At 38.7% G+C, this 16,328-nt stretch carries 13 protein-coding genes and 2 pseudogenes; 13 read left to right on the plus strand and 2 right to left on the minus strand.

Annotated features, from left to right (window positions below):
- The first annotated feature begins 2 nt into the window (after positions 1-2).
- From AC4ME5_RS05500 to rfbB, 11 genes are read left to right on the plus strand one after another with little or no spacing between them, the layout of a single operon-like run.
- The gene (locus tag AC4ME5_RS05500) at positions 3-1,154 is read left to right on the plus strand and encodes a glycosyltransferase family 4 protein (RefSeq protein WP_491800288.1); all 1,152 of its coding nucleotides are present in this window, start codon (positions 3-5) and stop codon (positions 1,152-1,154) included.
- 8 nt (positions 1,155-1,162) lie between these two features.
- A complete protein-coding gene (locus AC4ME5_RS05505; protein WP_049489805.1) occupies positions 1,163-2,164 on the plus strand; it encodes a glycosyltransferase in 1,002 nt (333 codons plus the stop codon).
- A gap of 14 nt (positions 2,165-2,178) precedes the next feature.
- A complete protein-coding gene (wefF, locus tag AC4ME5_RS05510; RefSeq protein WP_033605614.1) occupies positions 2,179-3,180 on the plus strand; it encodes a receptor polysaccharide phosphotransferase WefF in 1,002 nt (333 codons plus the stop codon).
- A gap of 33 nt (positions 3,181-3,213) precedes the next feature.
- Positions 3,214-4,182 (plus strand): glycosyltransferase family 2 protein, encoded by a 969-nt coding sequence (locus tag AC4ME5_RS05515; protein ID WP_049489804.1) that lies wholly within the window; start codon positions 3,214-3,216, stop codon positions 4,180-4,182.
- A 37-nt stretch (positions 4,183-4,219) separates the two neighbouring features.
- Positions 4,220-5,380 (plus strand): hypothetical protein, encoded by a 1,161-nt coding sequence (locus tag AC4ME5_RS05520; protein WP_049489803.1) that lies wholly within the window; start codon positions 4,220-4,222, stop codon positions 5,378-5,380.
- The gene (locus AC4ME5_RS05525; RefSeq protein ID WP_096421680.1) at positions 5,377-6,789 is read left to right on the plus strand and encodes a flippase; all 1,413 of its coding nucleotides are present in this window, start codon (positions 5,377-5,379) and stop codon (positions 6,787-6,789) included. Before AC4ME5_RS05520 ends, AC4ME5_RS05525 begins: the two co-directional genes overlap by 4 nt.
- Before the next feature lie 9 nt (positions 6,790-6,798).
- Positions 6,799-7,902 carry a UDP-galactopyranose mutase gene (gene glf, locus AC4ME5_RS05530; RefSeq protein WP_096421682.1) on the plus strand — a complete coding sequence of 368 codons (1,104 nt, stop codon included), beginning with the start codon at positions 6,799-6,801 and terminating at the stop codon, positions 7,900-7,902.
- Positions 7,903-7,929: 27 nt separating this feature from the next.
- On the plus strand, positions 7,930-8,982 hold the full coding sequence (locus AC4ME5_RS05535; RefSeq protein WP_049489800.1) for a glycosyltransferase: 1,053 nt from the start codon (positions 7,930-7,932) through the stop codon (positions 8,980-8,982).
- A gap of 48 nt (positions 8,983-9,030) precedes the next feature.
- On the plus strand, positions 9,031-9,900 hold the full coding sequence (rfbA, locus tag AC4ME5_RS05540; RefSeq protein ID WP_096421684.1) for a glucose-1-phosphate thymidylyltransferase RfbA: 870 nt from the start codon (positions 9,031-9,033) through the stop codon (positions 9,898-9,900).
- On the plus strand, positions 9,901-10,494 hold the full coding sequence (locus AC4ME5_RS05545; protein WP_096421686.1) for a dTDP-4-dehydrorhamnose 3,5-epimerase family protein: 594 nt from the start codon (positions 9,901-9,903) through the stop codon (positions 10,492-10,494).
- An 18-nt stretch (positions 10,495-10,512) separates the two neighbouring features.
- Positions 10,513-11,559: a dTDP-glucose 4,6-dehydratase gene (gene rfbB / locus AC4ME5_RS05550; protein ID WP_084939324.1), complete on the plus strand. Its 1,047-nt coding sequence runs from the start codon at positions 10,513-10,515 to the stop codon at positions 11,557-11,559.
- A 60-nt stretch (positions 11,560-11,619) separates the two neighbouring features.
- Here the strand turns inward: rfbB and rfbD are convergent, their stop codons facing one another.
- On the minus strand, positions 11,620-12,474 hold the full coding sequence (rfbD, locus tag AC4ME5_RS05555) for a dTDP-4-dehydrorhamnose reductase (RefSeq protein WP_084939323.1): 855 nt from the start codon (positions 12,472-12,474) through the stop codon (positions 11,620-11,622).
- Between the two features lie 245 nt (positions 12,475-12,719).
- On the opposite strand from rfbD, the gene AC4ME5_RS05560 reads away from it, so the two are divergent.
- Together AC4ME5_RS05560 and AC4ME5_RS05565 are read left to right on the plus strand one after the other, a co-directional pair.
- Complete coding sequence (locus tag AC4ME5_RS05560; protein WP_084939322.1) at positions 12,720-14,702, plus strand: peptide ABC transporter substrate-binding protein; 1,983 nt, start codon at positions 12,720-12,722, stop codon at positions 14,700-14,702.
- A gap of 230 nt (positions 14,703-14,932) precedes the next feature.
- Positions 14,933-15,616 (plus strand): annotated as a pseudogene (locus AC4ME5_RS05565) (IS30 family transposase); the annotation flags it as partial.
- 42 nt (positions 15,617-15,658) lie between these two features.
- Here the strand turns inward: AC4ME5_RS05565 and AC4ME5_RS05570 are convergent.
- Positions 15,659-16,027 (minus strand): annotated as a pseudogene (locus tag AC4ME5_RS05570) (transposase); the annotation flags it as partial.
- Between the last annotated feature and the right edge of the window lie 301 nt (positions 16,028-16,328).

Below are 16,328 nucleotides of genomic sequence, written 5' to 3' on the forward strand. Positions count from 1 at the left end.
GAATGAAACGGATTTTATACTTGCATGCTGGTGCAGAAATGTATGGAGCAGATAAGGTTTTACTGGAATTGATCAAAGGATTAGATTGCCAAGAATTTGAAGCTCATGTCATCTTGCCAAATGATGGTGTTTTAGTCGAGGCCTTACGTCAAGTTGGGGCTCAGGTTAGCGTGCTGGATTATCCGATTTTACGAAGGAAGTATTTTAATCTCAAAGGCATTGCCGACTATATTCGCTCTTATAATTTCTATGCTAAGCAAATCGCCCTCTATGCTCGAGCACACAGTATAGATATGGTTCACAATAATACAGCGGCTGTTTTGGAGGGCATCTATTTGAAACGCAAGCTCAAGCTGCCTTTGATTTGGCATGTTCATGAGATTATCGTCAAACCCAAAGCTATTTCTGACTTTATCAATATGCTCATGGGACGATATGCAGACAAGATTGTGACGGTGTCCCAAGCGGTCGCTAATCATATCAAGCGGTCTCCCTTTATCAAAGATAGCCAAGTGGAAGTGATTTATAACGGTGTCGATAATGCTGTCTATTATCCAATGGATGCGTCTTCTATTCGTGAAAAATTTGACATTGCGCAAGATGCACTCGTGATTGGCATGATTGGTCGGGTCAATGCTATCAAAGGGCAAAATGATTTCATAGAAGCAGTCGAGCCACTTTTGGAAAAGAATGAGAAAGTGGTGGCTTTCCTAGCTGGAGGTGTTTTTCCTGGTGAAGAATGGCGCTTAGAAGAACTAGATAAGAGAATAGCTTCTTCATCTGTTGTGTCACAAATTCATCGTATTGATTACTACGATAAGACTTCTGAACTTTATAATATGTTTGATATCTTTGTTTTACCAAGTATAAAACCTGATTCCCTACCTACAGTAGTCCTAGAAGCCATGGCTTGTTCAAAACCAGTTGTTGGTTATAACAATGGGGGAATAGCTGAAATGGTAGTAGATGGCAAAAGTGGTTGCTTAGTCAAACCAAATCGTCCTCAAGAACTATCTAATGCCATTTCTCTATTACTAGATAGTTCTGAAAAAAGAGAAAAATTTGGGCGAGTAGGATATCAGAGACAAAAAGAGCTGTTTTCTTTGGAGAGTTACATCAAGAACTTCTCGGAATTTTATGATAATTTACAATAAGGGGTATAATGGAAAATTTAATCATTTTAGACAGTGAGCTGCAAAAAAAGAATGAAGAGCATTATCAATCTCTTCATGGCGGGAGCCGAGTAGTTTATACCAACTATGAAAGTCCACTTATAAGAAGAGTACGTAATTTCAAATACATCGGTAGTGCTTTGTATCATTTTTTAATGTGGAAAATGTCCTATGATTATGCTCGGAAATTCATAAAATATGATGTCAAGAAAATTATTTGTGTAAATCCTCTTGTAGGTATCTTTTTAGGAATTTTAAATAAAAGTGGCAAGGAAATCACATTAGCAGGATTTTTGTTTGAGAATAAGAAAAATAAAATCTATTATTATTTACGAAAGCAACTTGTGAAAAAGTCTTTCCAGAATATCGGAAATATCATAGTCTATGGTTCAAAAGAAATTCATTATTATTCGGAACTCTTTCCAGAATTTCAGGAGAAATTTAAATTTATTCATTACGGCTTAGATTATGATAATCAACTAACTTATCAAGGTTCTTTACCAACTAAGTATATCTTTTCAGGTGGAGGTAGTAACCGAGATTATGAGACTTTAGTCAAGGCAGTGGAGACTTCAAACCTTTCAATGCCGTGTGTGATTGCAACTCAGCCATGGAGAGTTCCTACGCATGGTTCAAACATTCAAGTTTTATCTGATGTAGTAGTAGAAACCTTTGGAGATGTATTAGCTAAGTCTGATTTCCTTGTCCTATCGTTAAAAGATATTGATTTATCCGCTGGTCATATGGTTATGCTTCAAGCAATGTCTTTAGGAGTTCCTATCATTGTAAATGATATTCCTTCTGTTCGAGACTATGTTAATGAATCGCTAGTGACTTTCTATCCGTCAGGTGACTTTGAAAAACTAGCACAAATTATAGAAGATTTTGATCCTTCAGTTGATGAGGTGCTTCAAAAGGTTGCGAAGGCGAAGAACCTATATTTTGAGCAATATACGTCTATTAAATTGATGGAAAGACTGTTAGATTTTTAAATAGGAGAGACTGAATGGTAGAAAAAATTGATTTTGTTGTCGCATGGGTTGATGGGAATGATCCGGTTTGGAGAAAAAAGAAAGCACAGTACGATGGAACAATTAATACCTCTAAGGAAGGCATGAATTCGGATAAGGCTTATCGTGAATGGGGAACCTTTAAATACTGGTTTAGAGGGGTAGAAAAGTTTGCCCCTTGGGTCAATAAGGTCTATCTTGTGACTGACAATCAAAAGCCAAGTTGGTTAGAGTTAAATAGCGATAAATTGGTCTTGGTAGATCATACAGAGATTATCTGCAATGACTACCTACCAGTTTTTTCTGCCAATCCTATCGAAAGCAATATTCATCGGATTCCAGGTCTTTCTGAGTGCTTTGTGTTCTTTAACGATGATGTTTATCTCACAGCTCCAGTTGAACCGACAGATTTCTTTTCAGATGATGGTTTACCAAAGTATGTTACGGCTTTAGCTCCTATTACAACGGAGAGATATGGCACTGGCCATTTCCAAATGAATGATATGGGAATTATAACAACACATTTTACTCGTGAGGAAATTTTAAAGAATGGCAAATTCTTCTCAATTAAACAAGGTGTTAAAGGTATTGCTAAATCTTTGTTGTATAGACACAGCAAATTTATTTGTGGTTTTTGGGAGAATCATTTAACGCATCCACTCTTAAAGTCAACAATGGAATTGGTATGGGAAAAGGAAAAAGATGTCTTAGAAAAAACATCTGCTAGTCGCTTTAGAAGTCCATCTGATACCAATGTTTGGCTCTTTAAGTATTGGCAGATTGCTAGTGGTCAATATGCAATTGGAAATCCTAAGTTAGGCGGTCTCTTTTCATTAGATAATGCTGGACCAGATTTTTGGAAACTTCTAAATTCTAGGAAATATAAGGTTATGTGTATTAATGATGGTTTTAATGTCCAAAATGAAAATCAGGTGATGGATGACTTTATTAAAGCTATGAATCAACTTTTCCCAGATAAAAGTTCATTTGAGATTTAAATATCTAACTGAGTAAGAGAAAGAAAAGAAAATATGATTTCAGTAATTGTACCTATTTATAATGTAGAGGACTACCTTCATTATGCCATGGAAAGCTTGGTCAATCAAACCTATAAAGATTTTGAAGTTATCTTAGTTGATGATGGTTCCACGGATGATTCTGGGAAACTATGCGATCAATATGCAAGTGAGTATGATTGGGTATCGGCCTATCATAAAGAAAATGGTGGCTTGTCTGATACTAGAAACTATGGTGTCGCAAAAGCTAAAGGGGAATGGATTGTTTTCCTAGATCCAGATGATTATTTTGAGCCTTGTGCACTTGAACTTTTGGTGGAACTTCAAAAACGTACAGGTGCTCGTATTGTCGCAGGAAAAGGTAAGGATACTTACGAACATGATTCCTACCAAAACTACCAAATAAATGAAGAAATGCTAGCGAAAGCTACCCTTCTTTCTTCTGAAGAAACTTTAATAGAGATGCTTTATGGTACAATTGCCACTGTCTCTGCTTGGGCTAAACTCTTTCCCAGAGATATCGTAGAAAAATACCCCTATCCAAAAGGGAAAATCTATGAAGACTTATATGTTATCAGTGACTACTTGAAAGAAGTGGAATCAGTTTGTGTGATTGATTTAGGTATCTATCATTATTATCGTAGACCAAACAGTATTACCTTATCAAACTTCAATAGTAAGCACTATGATTTTTATGATTCTATGGATCATTTGGCAGAAGTTGTCCAGAAGGACTATTCTGCCAATACAGAACTTGATGATGCTATCATCGCCCGTTTGTTCATCGGTAGTCTCCACATTTTCATCTTAATCTCAGATTCTTCCAAAGAGGAAATCGTTCGCATTCAAAGAAGGATTCGTCCTTATCTAAGAAGAATCTTGAAAAATAAGCGGATTAACTTGAAAAACAAGGCGATTTATCTTATGTTATCATTGGTTCCAGGTCTGTATTATCAATTTAAAAAATTAAAAAAGCCTCAATGAAATAAAAGAGGTTAGAGATTAAAAAAGGAAAAAGAAAATGTTAAAGATAGAACGTGATAAATTGCTCGTGACAGCAGTTTTATTTGTGATAATTTCTATAGATATGATAAACACTTCAATGTTAGCACCTGTATTACCTAGTATACCTAATTTTGTTCCTTTCTTTGCAATCATGTTACTAGCTGTGCGTTTTTTATATATTCGTAACTATTCTTTGAGTTTTTTAATATTTGCACCTACCCTCATTTTAGTTGGAAGTATGGTTTATTATAAGGCAGGAAACTTAAATGGTTTAATGTTTTTGCTGTTGATTGTTTTTCTTTATAAAGCAGATTTAGAGTCTATACTTAAAATTTATACTTGGACGAGTTTATCTTTTATAGTATTGATTATTTTACTATCGTTAGTCAATGTTATTCCTAATTTACAGTTTGTTCAAACTCGCCCCGTGGGTGTAGTTGTACGTAACTCTTTTGGTTTTATCTATCCAACCGACTTTGCCTCTCATTGTTTCTATCTCTTTACTGCCCTTTCCTATCTCCTTAGAAAGAAGTTTATCTTCCTAAGAACCCTATCAGGTGTAGCCTTGGCGGCCTTTATTATTGTTTATTGCGATGCCCGTTTAAATGCAGGCTCCATCTTAGCAGCAACAGGAATTTTTCTATACTTTTATTATCGTAACAAGACTGAATGGCGTTTATTTTCCCTACTGCCTTTTTCGGCTGGTATCGCTTCTTCGGTCATGATTTATCTATCCAACAAATTTAGTTGGTCTCATCCAATATATGTTTCTCTGAATAATTTTTTCGGCATGCGATTGTATTTGGGACATGAAGCGCTTAAGAAATATGGCGTACAGTTATTTGGAATTCGTGGAATTTCCTTTGTTGGATATGGAGGAAAGACAGAAACGGTTTTGAACTATGACTATGTAGATTCGTCTTATGTACAAATGTTATTTACTTACGGTTTAATTCCAGTTGTTATGTTGGTATGCCTATACATGGTTCAGTCTTGGACTCTCTATCGTAGGAAGAACTATTTATTGTTAACCTGCCTGGCCTTAGTAACAGTCAATTGTATGTTTGAGGCCTTCTGGGTTCGTCCATCATACAATATTTTTATGTTCCTTCTTTTTGCTGCTATCCCAGCAATGGATTTTGAAGGAGAAAAATCTGAGATGAGGGAAGCAGTGTGAGAGTTTTAAAAAATTACTTGTACAATCTGTCCTATCAGCTACTCGTTATCGTCCTACCAGTGATTACAACTCCCTATATTACTCGGGTTTTCTCCTCGGATGATTTGGGGTCTTACGGATACTATAATTCTATCGTGACATATTTTATCCTACTGGCGACGCTGGGAGTAGCCAATTATGGGACAAAGGAAATTTCCGGCCATCGTAAGGAAGTCGAAAAGACCTTCTGGGGTATTTACAGTTTACAAGTCCTTTCAACCTGTTTAGCGGTTACGCTTTATATCATTGTCTGCTTACTTGTGCCGTCGATGAACAATCCAATCGCCTATATACTTGGATTTAGTTTGCTGTCCCGTGGTTTTGATATTTCATGGCTTTTTCAAGGGTTAGAAGATTTCAAAAAAATTACAGCCCGTAACACAATGGTCAAACTCCTAGGTGTTGTTTCGATTTTCCTATTTGTCAAGAAACCGTCCGATTTGTACTTGTATATCATTCTCTTGGTTGCCTATGATCTACTAGGTCAATTGAGTATGTGGCTTCCTGCTCGGGAACACATTCGCAAGCCGCATCTGGATATAGCCTATGCCAAAGAGCATATCAAACCAGTTATTCTTTTGTTTCTACCACAGATTGCTATTTCGCTCTACATCACGCTAGATCGTACTATGTTAGGTGCCTTGTCTTCGACCAAGGATGTGGGAATCTATGATCAAGCTTTGAAATTATTGAATATTTTATTGACCTTGGTAACGTCGCTTGGTAGTGTTATGTTGCCTCGGGTCTCCAACCTCCTATCATCAGGCAATCAAAAGGCGGTTAACAAGCTACATGAAATGTCATTTCTGGTTTATAACTTGGTTATCTTCCCGATGATTGCGGGGATTTTGATTGTTAATAAAGATTTTGTCAATTTTTTCCTAGGGCAAGACTTCCAAGACGCTCACTATGCGATTGCCATCATGGTCTTTAGAATGTTCTTTATTGGCTGGACCAACATAATGGGAATCCAAATTCTGATACCTCATAATCGCAATCGTGAATTTATGCTATCAACAACTATTCCAGCTGTTTTTAGTGTTGGCTTGAATCTCCTCTTGATCCCACCTTTGGGCTATATTGGGGCGTCAATCGTATCTGTTGCGACAGAAGGTTTAGTCTGGCTGATCCAACTCTACTTTACACGTTCGTATCTCAAAGAGATCAAGATTCTACCGTCCATGTTAAAAATATTTTTAGCAGCACTCCTGATGTACAGCGCCTTGTATTCTGTACAAGCTTTCATCCACTTCTCATCTGTTGTGAATGTCTTGATCTATGCTGTGCTTGGCTTCCTAGTCTACGGTGGCTTGGTTTTGGTCTTACGAATTTTGGATTTTCAAGAACTAAAAAGTGTTTTAAAGAAATAAGGAGATTTTATGTACGATTATTTGATTGTCGGTGCTGGCTTGTCAGGTGCGATCTTTGCCTACGAAGCTAACAAACGCGGCAAGAAGGTAAAGGTGATTGATAAACGAGAACACATTGGTGGGAATATCTATTGCCAATCTGTTGAAGGAATCAATGTCCACAAGTATGGGGCTCACATCTTCCATACATCCAATAAAAAGGTCTGGGATTATGTCAATCAGTTTGCGGAGTTTAACAATTACATCAATTCTCCTATTGCCAACTATCAAGGACACCTTTACAATCTGCCTTTCAATATGAACACTTTCTATGCTTTGTGGGGGACAAAGACACCCCAAGAAGTCAAGGACAAGATTGCTGAGCAGACGATACACATGCAAGATGTTGAGCCTAAAAACTTAGAGGAACAAGCCATTAAGTTGATTGGTACGGATGTCTACGAAAAGCTAATCAAGGGCTACACCGAAAAGCAATGGGGGCGTTCTGCTACTGAACTACCACCCTTTATCATTAAGCGTTTACCAGTTCGATTGACCTATGACAACAATTATTTCAACGACCGCTACCAAGGGATTCCAATTGGTGGTTACAATGTCATCATCGAAAAGTTGTTGGAAGGAATCGAAGTGGAGCTTAATACAGATTTCTTTGCTGATCGTGAGAACTTGGAGGCTTCAGCAACTAAGCTTGTCTTCACAGGGATGATTGACCAGTTCTTTGACTATCAGTTTGGTGAACTAGAGTATCGCAGTCTCCGTTTTGAGCATGAGATTTTGGATCAGGAAAATTTTCAAGGAAATGCTGTGGTCAACTATACTGAGCGTGACATTCCCTATACGCGAATCATCGAACACAAACATTTTGAGTTTGGGACTCAAGCCAAGACCGTTATTACTCGTGAATATCCAGCAGATTGGAAAAGAGGAGATGAACCTTACTATCCAATCAATGATGCCAAAAACAATGCCATCTATGAACAGTATCTAGCAGAAGCCAAGAAAAATGGCCGCGTTATCTTCTGTGGTCGCTTGGCAGATTATAAATACTATGATATGCATGTGACTGTTGAACGTGCATTGGATGTGGTAGAAGAAGAACTAGGGAGCATCTAAGAATATCACAGATAAAGGGGAGAAAAGGTGAAATATTATCTGAAAGATTCATTTCTGCATAATGCACACGAAAAGAATGCAGGGAGTAAGGCACGAAATGACGTGGAAGCTATTCTAATCTCAGAGGGTTATGAGGGCTTGGAGCTCAAGGTTGAGAATTGGTATAAGATGAATTTCTTTAAAGCTCAACAACACAAATATCGTGCGACCAAGTCTGTGTTTGATCAGTTGGGAGCCGGAGATGAATTGGTGATTCAGTTCCCTATTATCCACCATACATTTTTCATCTCACAACTCATCAAGCAGGCGCAAAAAAGAGGAGTTAAATTCTATCTTTTGATCCATGATATTGAAACCTTGCGTCATGCAGCAGGTTCAGAAGTGAAATTTCGCCATAAAGTGAGAAATTACTTCCAGGAAAAGAAAGCTTTGATGTCAGTGGATGGGATTATCGTTCATAACGATATCATGAAAAATGTTTTAGCCGATCAAGGATTTCCGTCTGATAAAATGGTAAGTCTAGAGATTTTTGATTATTTGATTCCAGACTTCCAAGAAAAATCTCTTCCTCAAAAAGATCAACCTATCATAGTTGCTGGAAATTTGAACCCTGCAAAGTCAGGTTATCTTTATAACTTGCCAGAACAGCCAGCCTATAACTTGTACGGAGTGGGCTATGATGAAAGTCGTGCATTGAAAAACACTAGCTACTTTGGTTCCTTTATGCCAGATGACCTCCCAGCTGCTCTTGAAGGTAGTTTTGGTTTGGTCTGGGACGGAGACAGCTCAGAAACCTGTCAAGGTTCTTACGGAAACTACCTACGCTTTAACAACTCGCACAAGGCTTCTCTTTATTTGGCATCAGGTTTCCCACTAGTAGTGTGGAAGGAATCGGCTCTGGCCCACTTTGTACTGGACAAACAGTGTGGAATAGCAGTTGATTCTTTACATGACCTCCAAAAGTCACTAGACGATTTGACAGATCGAGATTACATGAAACTGTCAGCTAATGCTAGACAAGTAGGAGTAGCGCTTCGAAATGGTGATTATCTGAAATCGGCTATTTCTAAATTGAAGTAAGAATTTGAAGCTACTCATTAATCAGTTCGTTAGAAAGGTTACTTCATTATGAAAGGTATTATTCTTGCGGGTGGTTCAGGTACCCGATTGTACCCACTTACTCGGGCAGCGTCAAAACAGCTGATGCCGGTTTATGATAAACCCATGATTTACTATCCTTTGTCAACCCTGATGTTGGCTGGAATCAAGGACATTTTGATTATCTCAACACCACAGGATTTGCTCCGTTTTAAGGACCTGCTCTTGGATGGTTCCGAATTTGGGATCAAGCTTTCCTATGCGGAACAACCTAGTCCCGATGGACTTGCTCAGGCTTTTCTTATCGGTGAAGAATTTATCGGTGACGATAGTGTTGCCTTGATTCTAGGCGACAATATCTATCATGGACCTGGATTGAGCAAAATGCTTCAAAAGGCAGCCAAGAAAGAGAAGGGTGCGACTGTTTTTGGCTACCAAGTGAAGGATCCAGAGCGTTTTGGTGTGGTCGAGTTTGATACAGACATGAATGCTATTTCCATAGAAGAAAAACCGGACAATCCTCGATCCAACTATGCAGTGACAGGTCTTTATTTCTATGATAATGATGTTGTGGAGATTGCCAAACAGATCAAACCAAGCGCACGTGGTGAGTTGGAAATCACAGATGTTAACAATGCTTATTTGAAGCGTGGGGATTTGTCTGTTGAGGTTATGGGGCGTGGTTTTGCCTGGTTGGATACAGGGACGCATGAGAGTCTGTTAGAGGCTTCTCAATATATCGAAACGGTTCAACGAATGCAAAATCTCCAGGTTGCCAACCTGGAAGAAATTGCCTATCGAATGGGTTATATCAGCCGTGAAGATGTACTGGAATTGGCGCAACCTCTTAAGAAGAATGAATACGGGCAATACTTGCTCCGTTTGATTGGAGAAATCTAGATGACAGATAATTTTTTCGGCAAAACACTTGCAGTGCACAAGATTGATGCAATTCCAGGTTTGTTAGAGTTCGATATTCCAGTTCATGGTGACAATCGTGGCTGGTTTAAGGAAAATTTCCAGAAAGAAAAGATGCTACCACTTGGCTTTCCTGAAAGCTTCTTTGCTGAAGGGAAACTGCAAAACAACGTCAGCTTTTCTCGTAAAAATGTTCTTCGAGGCCTCCATGCTGAGCCTTGGGACAAGTACATCTCGGTTGCAGACGATGGCAAGGTGCTAGGATCTTGGGTAGACCTGCGTGAAGGTGAGACTTTTGGAAATGTTTATCAGACCGAGATTGATGCAAGTAAGGGAATCTTTGTCCCTCGTGGCGTAGCCAATGGTTTCCAAGTCCTCTCGGATACAGTTTCTTATAGCTATCTAGTTAATGACTACTGGGCACTTGAGCTCAAGCCTAAATACGCCTTTGTTAACTATGCGGATCCAGCTTTGGGCATCCAGTGGGAAAATTTAGAAGCTGCAGAAGTCTCAGAAGCGGATAAACATCATCCACTGCTAAAGGATGTCAAACCACTAAGAAAAGAAGATTTGTAAAAAAGTTAAGGAATAAAAATGACTGAATACAAAAATATCATCGTGACAGGTGGGGCTGGTTTTATCGGTTCTAACTTTGTTCACTATGTTTACAATAACTTTCCAGATGTTCATGTGACAGTGCTGGACAAGCTGACTTATGCGGGTAATCGTGCCAATATTGAAGAAATTATAGGTGATCGTGTTGAGTTGGTTGTTGGAGATATTGCAGATGCAGCCTTGGTAGATAAGTTAGCTGCTCAAGCAGATGCCATCGTTCACTATGCGGCAGAAAGCCACAATGACAACTCGCTTAATGATCCGAGTCCCTTTATCCATACCAACTTCATTGGGACCTACACTCTTTTGGAAGCAGCACGTAAATACGATCTTCGTTTCCACCATGTGTCAACTGACGAAGTCTATGGTGACCTACCTCTGCGAGAAGATTTGCCAGGTCATGGAGAAGGTCCAGGTGAGAAATTTACGGCTGAAACCAAGTACAATCCAAGCTCGCCTTACTCATCAACCAAGGCAGCTTCAGACTTGATTGTCAAAGCTTGGGTGCGCTCATTTGGTGTCAAAGCGACTATTTCCAACTGTTCAAACAACTATGGTCCATACCAGCATATCGAGAAGTTCATTCCGCGCCAAATTACCAATATCCTGAGTGGTATCAAGCCAAAACTCTATGGTGAAGGTAAGAATGTCCGTGACTGGATTCACACCAATGACCATTCATCAGGTGTTTGGACGATTCTGACCAAAGGTCAAATTGGTGAAACTTACTTGATTGGTGCGGATGGTGAAAAGAACAATAAGGAAGTCCTGGAACTCATCCTCAAGGAAATGGGACAGCCAGCTGATGCTTATGATCATGTGACAGACCGTGCGGGTCACGACCTTCGCTATGCTATCGATGCTAGCAAGCTCCGTGATGAACTAGGGTGGAAGCCAGAGTTTACCAATTTTGAAGCAGGTCTCAAAGAGACCATCAAGTGGTACACAGACAACCAAGACTGGTGGAAATCTGAAAAAGAAGCCGTCGAGGCTAACTATGCCAAGACGCAACAAGTGATTAAATAATTAGATACTAAAAAGCAAGAGACCTCAAGGTCTCTTGCTTTTTATGTATGTCGTAATCTTTTATTTTCTTATTTCTTGTTTGTAAAACTCTTTAAGGGCATCCTGCCAGGTTGGAATGATGAAACCAGTCGCCTTTGCTTTTGCCAAACTCATGGTTGAGTTGAGGGGACGTTTAGCCTTAGCAGGGAACTTGCTGGAGTCTACAGGAATTACTTCGACATCACTGTCTTTAAGAATCTCGACAGCGAAGTCATACCAAGTGGTATCTTCAGTGGAGTCATTTGATAAGTGGTAGTAGCCAAATTCTTTTTGATTATCAGTCAAGTAGGTCATGAATTCAGCCAAGGTACGTGTCCAGGTTGGGCGACCGTGTTGGTCGTTGACCACTGTGAGCGTTTTATGGGTTTTGGCTAGATTTTGCATGGTAAAAACAAAGTTCTTTCCATAATTTCCAAAGACCCAAGCAGTACGGATAATGTAATGCTGTGATGTAAGGTTTTCAACGAGTTCTTCACCCATTCGCTTGGTACGTCCATACTCTGTTTGCGGATCAGGTAGGTCATCGATTTCCCACTCTTGTCCGATAGGTTTCTTTCCATCAAAGACATAGTCTGTCGAGATATAGACTAGAGTAGCTCCGTATTTCTCAGAGGCCTTGGCTACATTTTCAGTGCCAGTTACGTTGATGGCAAAATCCAGTTCTTTCCCCTCATCTTCTGCTGCATCGACAGCAGTGTAGGCTGCACAATGATAGACTAGAGTTGGCTTAACCTCAGCAAAGACTTTTTCAACCATTTCAGACTTAGTGATATCCATTTCGGCCACATCCACTGCAACATAGTCCACATTTCGCTCATCTAGTAAATAACGTAGTTCGGTACCGAGTTGACCATTGGCACCTGTAATTAAGATCATATCTTTCTCCTTGATTATTCTTATACTTAATTATATCAAAAATATAGAAAAATCGGTTTTTAGTGAAACTTTTTTCGGTATAAACTTTGTTAGTGAAGCGCAAGAGAGACGAACAGTTATTACTTTAGAATATCCTTAAAAGTATTTTTCAGAATTTACCAAATTAAGTAGAAAGTTCAGAAAATTCTGTTGACATTTCTCTAAAAAGGGTCTATAATGGGATGTAAATTTTAAAGGAGAAAATGATGAAAAGTTCAAAATTACTTGCCCTTGCGGGTGTGACATTATTGGCAGCTGGTACTCTGGCTGCGTGCTCTGGATCAGGATCGAGTGCAAAATCTGAGAAAACCTTCTCATATATCTATGAAACAGACCCTGACAACCTCAACTATTTGACAACTGGTAAGGCAGCTACTGCAAATATTACCAGTAATGTTATTGATGGCTTGCTCGAAAATGACCGCTATGGTAACTTTGTGCCATCTATGGCTGAGGATTGGTCTGTATCTAAGGACGGCTTGACTTACACATATACGCTTCGTAAGGATGCAAAATGGTATACCTCTGAAGGTGAGGAATACGCAGAAGTCAAAGCTCAAGACTTTGTAACAGGACTTAAATATGCTGCTGATAAAAAATCTGATGGTCTTTATTTAGTTCAAGAATCAATCAAAGGATTGGACGCCTATGTTAAAGGAGAAATTACAGACTTCTCTCAAGTAGGAATCAAGGCTCTTGATGATTATACAGTTCAGTACACATTGAACAAGCCAGAAAGCTTCTGGAATTCTAAGACAACGATGGGAGTTTTGGCTCCAGTAAATGAAGAGTTCTTGAACTCCAAAGGGGATGACTTCGCTAAGGGAACTGATTCAAGTAGCATTCTCTACAATGGTCCATTCTTACTCAAATCAATTGTTGCTAAATCTTCTGTCGAATTTGCGAAAAATCCTAACTACTGGGATAAGGACAATGTCCATATCGATAAGGTTAAATTATCATTCTGGGATGGTCAAGATACCAACAAACCAACTGAAGCTTTTAAAGACGGTAGCTTTACAATGGCTCGTCTCTTCCCAACTAGTGCTAGCTATCCAGAGACTGAGAAATCATTTAAGGATAACATTGTTTATACCCAACAGGATTCATCTACTTACTTAGTAGGTACTAACATTGACCGTCAGTCATATAAATTTACATCTAAGACTACAGATGAACAGAAGACATCAACTAAGAAAGCACTTCTCAACAAAGACTTCCGTCAAGCCCTTGCTTTTGGTTTCGATAGAACAGCCTATGCTTCTCAAGTGAATGGTGCAAGCGGGGCAACTAAACTGCTTCGTAACTTGTTTGTTCCACCTACATTTGTACAGGCAGATGGAAAGAACTTTGGCGAAATGGTCAAAGACAAATTGGTGACTTATGGTGACGAGTGGAGCAACGTGAACTTGGATGATGCTCAGGATGGACTCTACAACCCAGATAAGGCCAAAGCAGAGTTTGCTAAAGCTAAGACAGCTCTCCAAGCAGAAGGTGTGAAATTCCCAATCCACTTGGATATGCCTGTAGACCAAACCAATACAACAAAAGTTCAACGTGTCCAATCTTTTAAACAGTCAGTTGAAGAAAACTTAGGATCTGATAATGTGGTTGTCGATATCCAACAACTTCAAAAAGACGATGTCTTGAACATCACTTACTTTGCGGAAACAGCTGCTGGCGAAGATTGGGATATCTCAGATAATGTGGGTTGGTCTCCAGACTTTGCAGACCCTTCTACCTACCTTGATATTATCAAACCATCTGTAGGGGAAAATACAAAGACTTACCTAGGATTTGACTCTGGAACTAACAATGCTGCGGCTAAGCAAGTTGGTTTGGAAGACTATGAAAAAATGGTTGTGGAAGCTGGGGAAGAAACTACTGACGTTTCAAAACGTTATGAAAAATATGCTGCTGCCCAAGCTTGGTTGACAGACAGTGCCTTGCTCATCCCAACAACTTCTCAAACTGGTCGTCCAATGTTGTCTAAGATGGTACCATTTACACTCCCGTTTGCATACTCTGGTAACAAGGGTATGAGCGAAGCCCTCTTGTATAAATACCTAGATGTACAAGACAAGGCGGTAACAACAGAAGAGTATCAAAAAGCTCAAGAAAACTGGTTGAAAGAAAAAGAAGAGTCAAATAAAAAGGCTCAAGAAGACCTCGCAAACCATGTGAAATAACTTTTACGAAATAATAGAATGGATTTAGTTTTCTTTTAGATACTAAATCCATTTTACATACATTATTTTTCTAATTTTATTTCTATAATGTCTGTAATAGGTTTATTTATTATATATGTTATATATAGAGTTTTTTAAATGCCCAATTTGTAAAATTAATCTAGACAGAAAAAGCCATCTATGTTAGGCTCAGATAAACTACCACATTTGTCTGAAAGGAACTAACATAAATAACCTATACTCATCTTACCACAGACGAGCTTGTAATGATAGAGGCTTACTATCAAGAAAACATAAAAGTTTCAGATATTGTGACTTCACTTGGCAGATCAAAACAGACAGTCTACAATGTCATCAACTATCTGAAAGAGAGGCGCTCTGCTTATGATTACTATAAGCGATATAAAGTCAATAAAAAACTCTGTGGCAGGAATAAAACCAGTCTTACGAAATCAGAAAAAGACTTTATCCAAACTCATTTAGAACAAAATTGGAGCCTTGATGTCATTAAGGGAGCTTATCCAGATAGGATTTCTTGTTCTATGAGAACTCTCTATCGACTAGCAGACCGCGGTATTCTAAAGAAAGAGGATCTCCCTTGGATAGGTAAAAGAAAACCAAATGGTCATAGCGAAAAACGAGGAAAACAAGCGTTGCGCAGAGATTTATGTGAGAGAGCAAACAGTTATCCTAATTTTAAGACAGAATTTGGTCACCTAGAAGGAGATACCATTGTTGGCGAGAAACACAAAATTGCAGTCATTACCTCAGTAGAACGCTGCTCAAAAGCCATCATCACACTGAAAATCAATGGACGGAAAGCAAGTGATATTGAGGCCTCCATCAATCAATGGTTGTCTCAAGTTCCCAGTCATCTCTTTAAGTCGATAACTTTTGATTGTGGGAAAAATTTTCTAATTGGGAATGTACTGAGCCCCAAAAGTTAGACAATTAATTTAACCAAAGGATTTAGTTCTGTATTGAACAGGACTAAATCCTTTTAGTTTGACTTTAATTCGTTTGTTGTTGTAATAATCAATGTAGTCTACAATGGCTTGTTCCAATCACTTAAATGATTTAAACGTTTTCTTGTAGCCATAAAACATCTCAGATTTAAGTATTCCAAAGAAAGATTCCATCATTCCGTTATTAGGACTGTTCCCTTTACGTGACATAGATGGACGAATGCCCTTGTTCTCTAAAAACTGATTATAAGATTGGTACTGATATTACCAGCCTTGGTCACGGTGAAGGATTGTTCCACTATATGATTTAGTTGGAAATATCTTCTCAAGCATGGTCTGAACTTGTTTCAAATCTGGAGAATAATAATTATTCTTCCTGTTTGGACAATGGCTATCCCATACCTGTCAATCAGGCGAATCATGTACATTAGTCCAGAAACATCCACCCTAAATCTTTTTGAAAGCTGGTCAAAGCTTAGACCTTGTTTTATGAGCTCATAGATTTGAACCTTGTCTTCATAACTTAATTTCATAAAAATAGCACCCCAATCGTTAGATTTTATGTCTAACGATTGGGGTGCAGTTCAAGATGGCTGTGCATATTATTCAGAAAAAACTATCTAGTTTTTTCTGAATAAAGGAGAATAATTTAATAATATTT

The sequence above is a fragment of the Streptococcus sp. A69 genome, from assembly GCF_058556195.1.

Excerpts from the sequence above, each read along its gene's own strand:
- glf (WP_096421682.1), top strand. The coding sequence starts at position 6,799 with ATGTACGATTATTTGATTGTCGGTGCTGGCTTGTCAGGTGCGATCTTT.
- AC4ME5_RS05560 (WP_084939322.1), top strand. The coding sequence starts at position 12,720 with ATGAAAAGTTCAAAATTACTTGCCCTTGCGGGTGTGACATTATTGGCA.
- wefF (WP_033605614.1), top strand. The coding sequence starts at position 2,179 with ATGGTAGAAAAAATTGATTTTGTTGTCGCATGGGTTGATGGGAATGAT.
- AC4ME5_RS05520 (WP_049489803.1), top strand. The coding sequence starts at position 4,220 with ATGTTAAAGATAGAACGTGATAAATTGCTCGTGACAGCAGTTTTATTT.
- AC4ME5_RS05500 (WP_491800288.1), top strand. The coding sequence starts at position 3 with ATGAAACGGATTTTATACTTGCATGCTGGTGCAGAAATGTATGGAGCA.
- AC4ME5_RS05505 (WP_049489805.1), top strand. The coding sequence starts at position 1,163 with ATGGAAAATTTAATCATTTTAGACAGTGAGCTGCAAAAAAAGAATGAA.
- AC4ME5_RS05545 (WP_096421686.1), top strand. The coding sequence starts at position 9,901 with ATGACAGATAATTTTTTCGGCAAAACACTTGCAGTGCACAAGATTGAT.
- rfbD (WP_084939323.1), bottom strand. The coding sequence starts at position 12,474 with ATGATCTTAATTACAGGTGCCAATGGTCAACTCGGTACCGAACTACGT.
- rfbA (WP_096421684.1), top strand. The coding sequence starts at position 9,031 with ATGAAAGGTATTATTCTTGCGGGTGGTTCAGGTACCCGATTGTACCCA.
- rfbB (WP_084939324.1), top strand. The coding sequence starts at position 10,513 with ATGACTGAATACAAAAATATCATCGTGACAGGTGGGGCTGGTTTTATC.
- AC4ME5_RS05515 (WP_049489804.1), top strand. The coding sequence starts at position 3,214 with ATGATTTCAGTAATTGTACCTATTTATAATGTAGAGGACTACCTTCAT.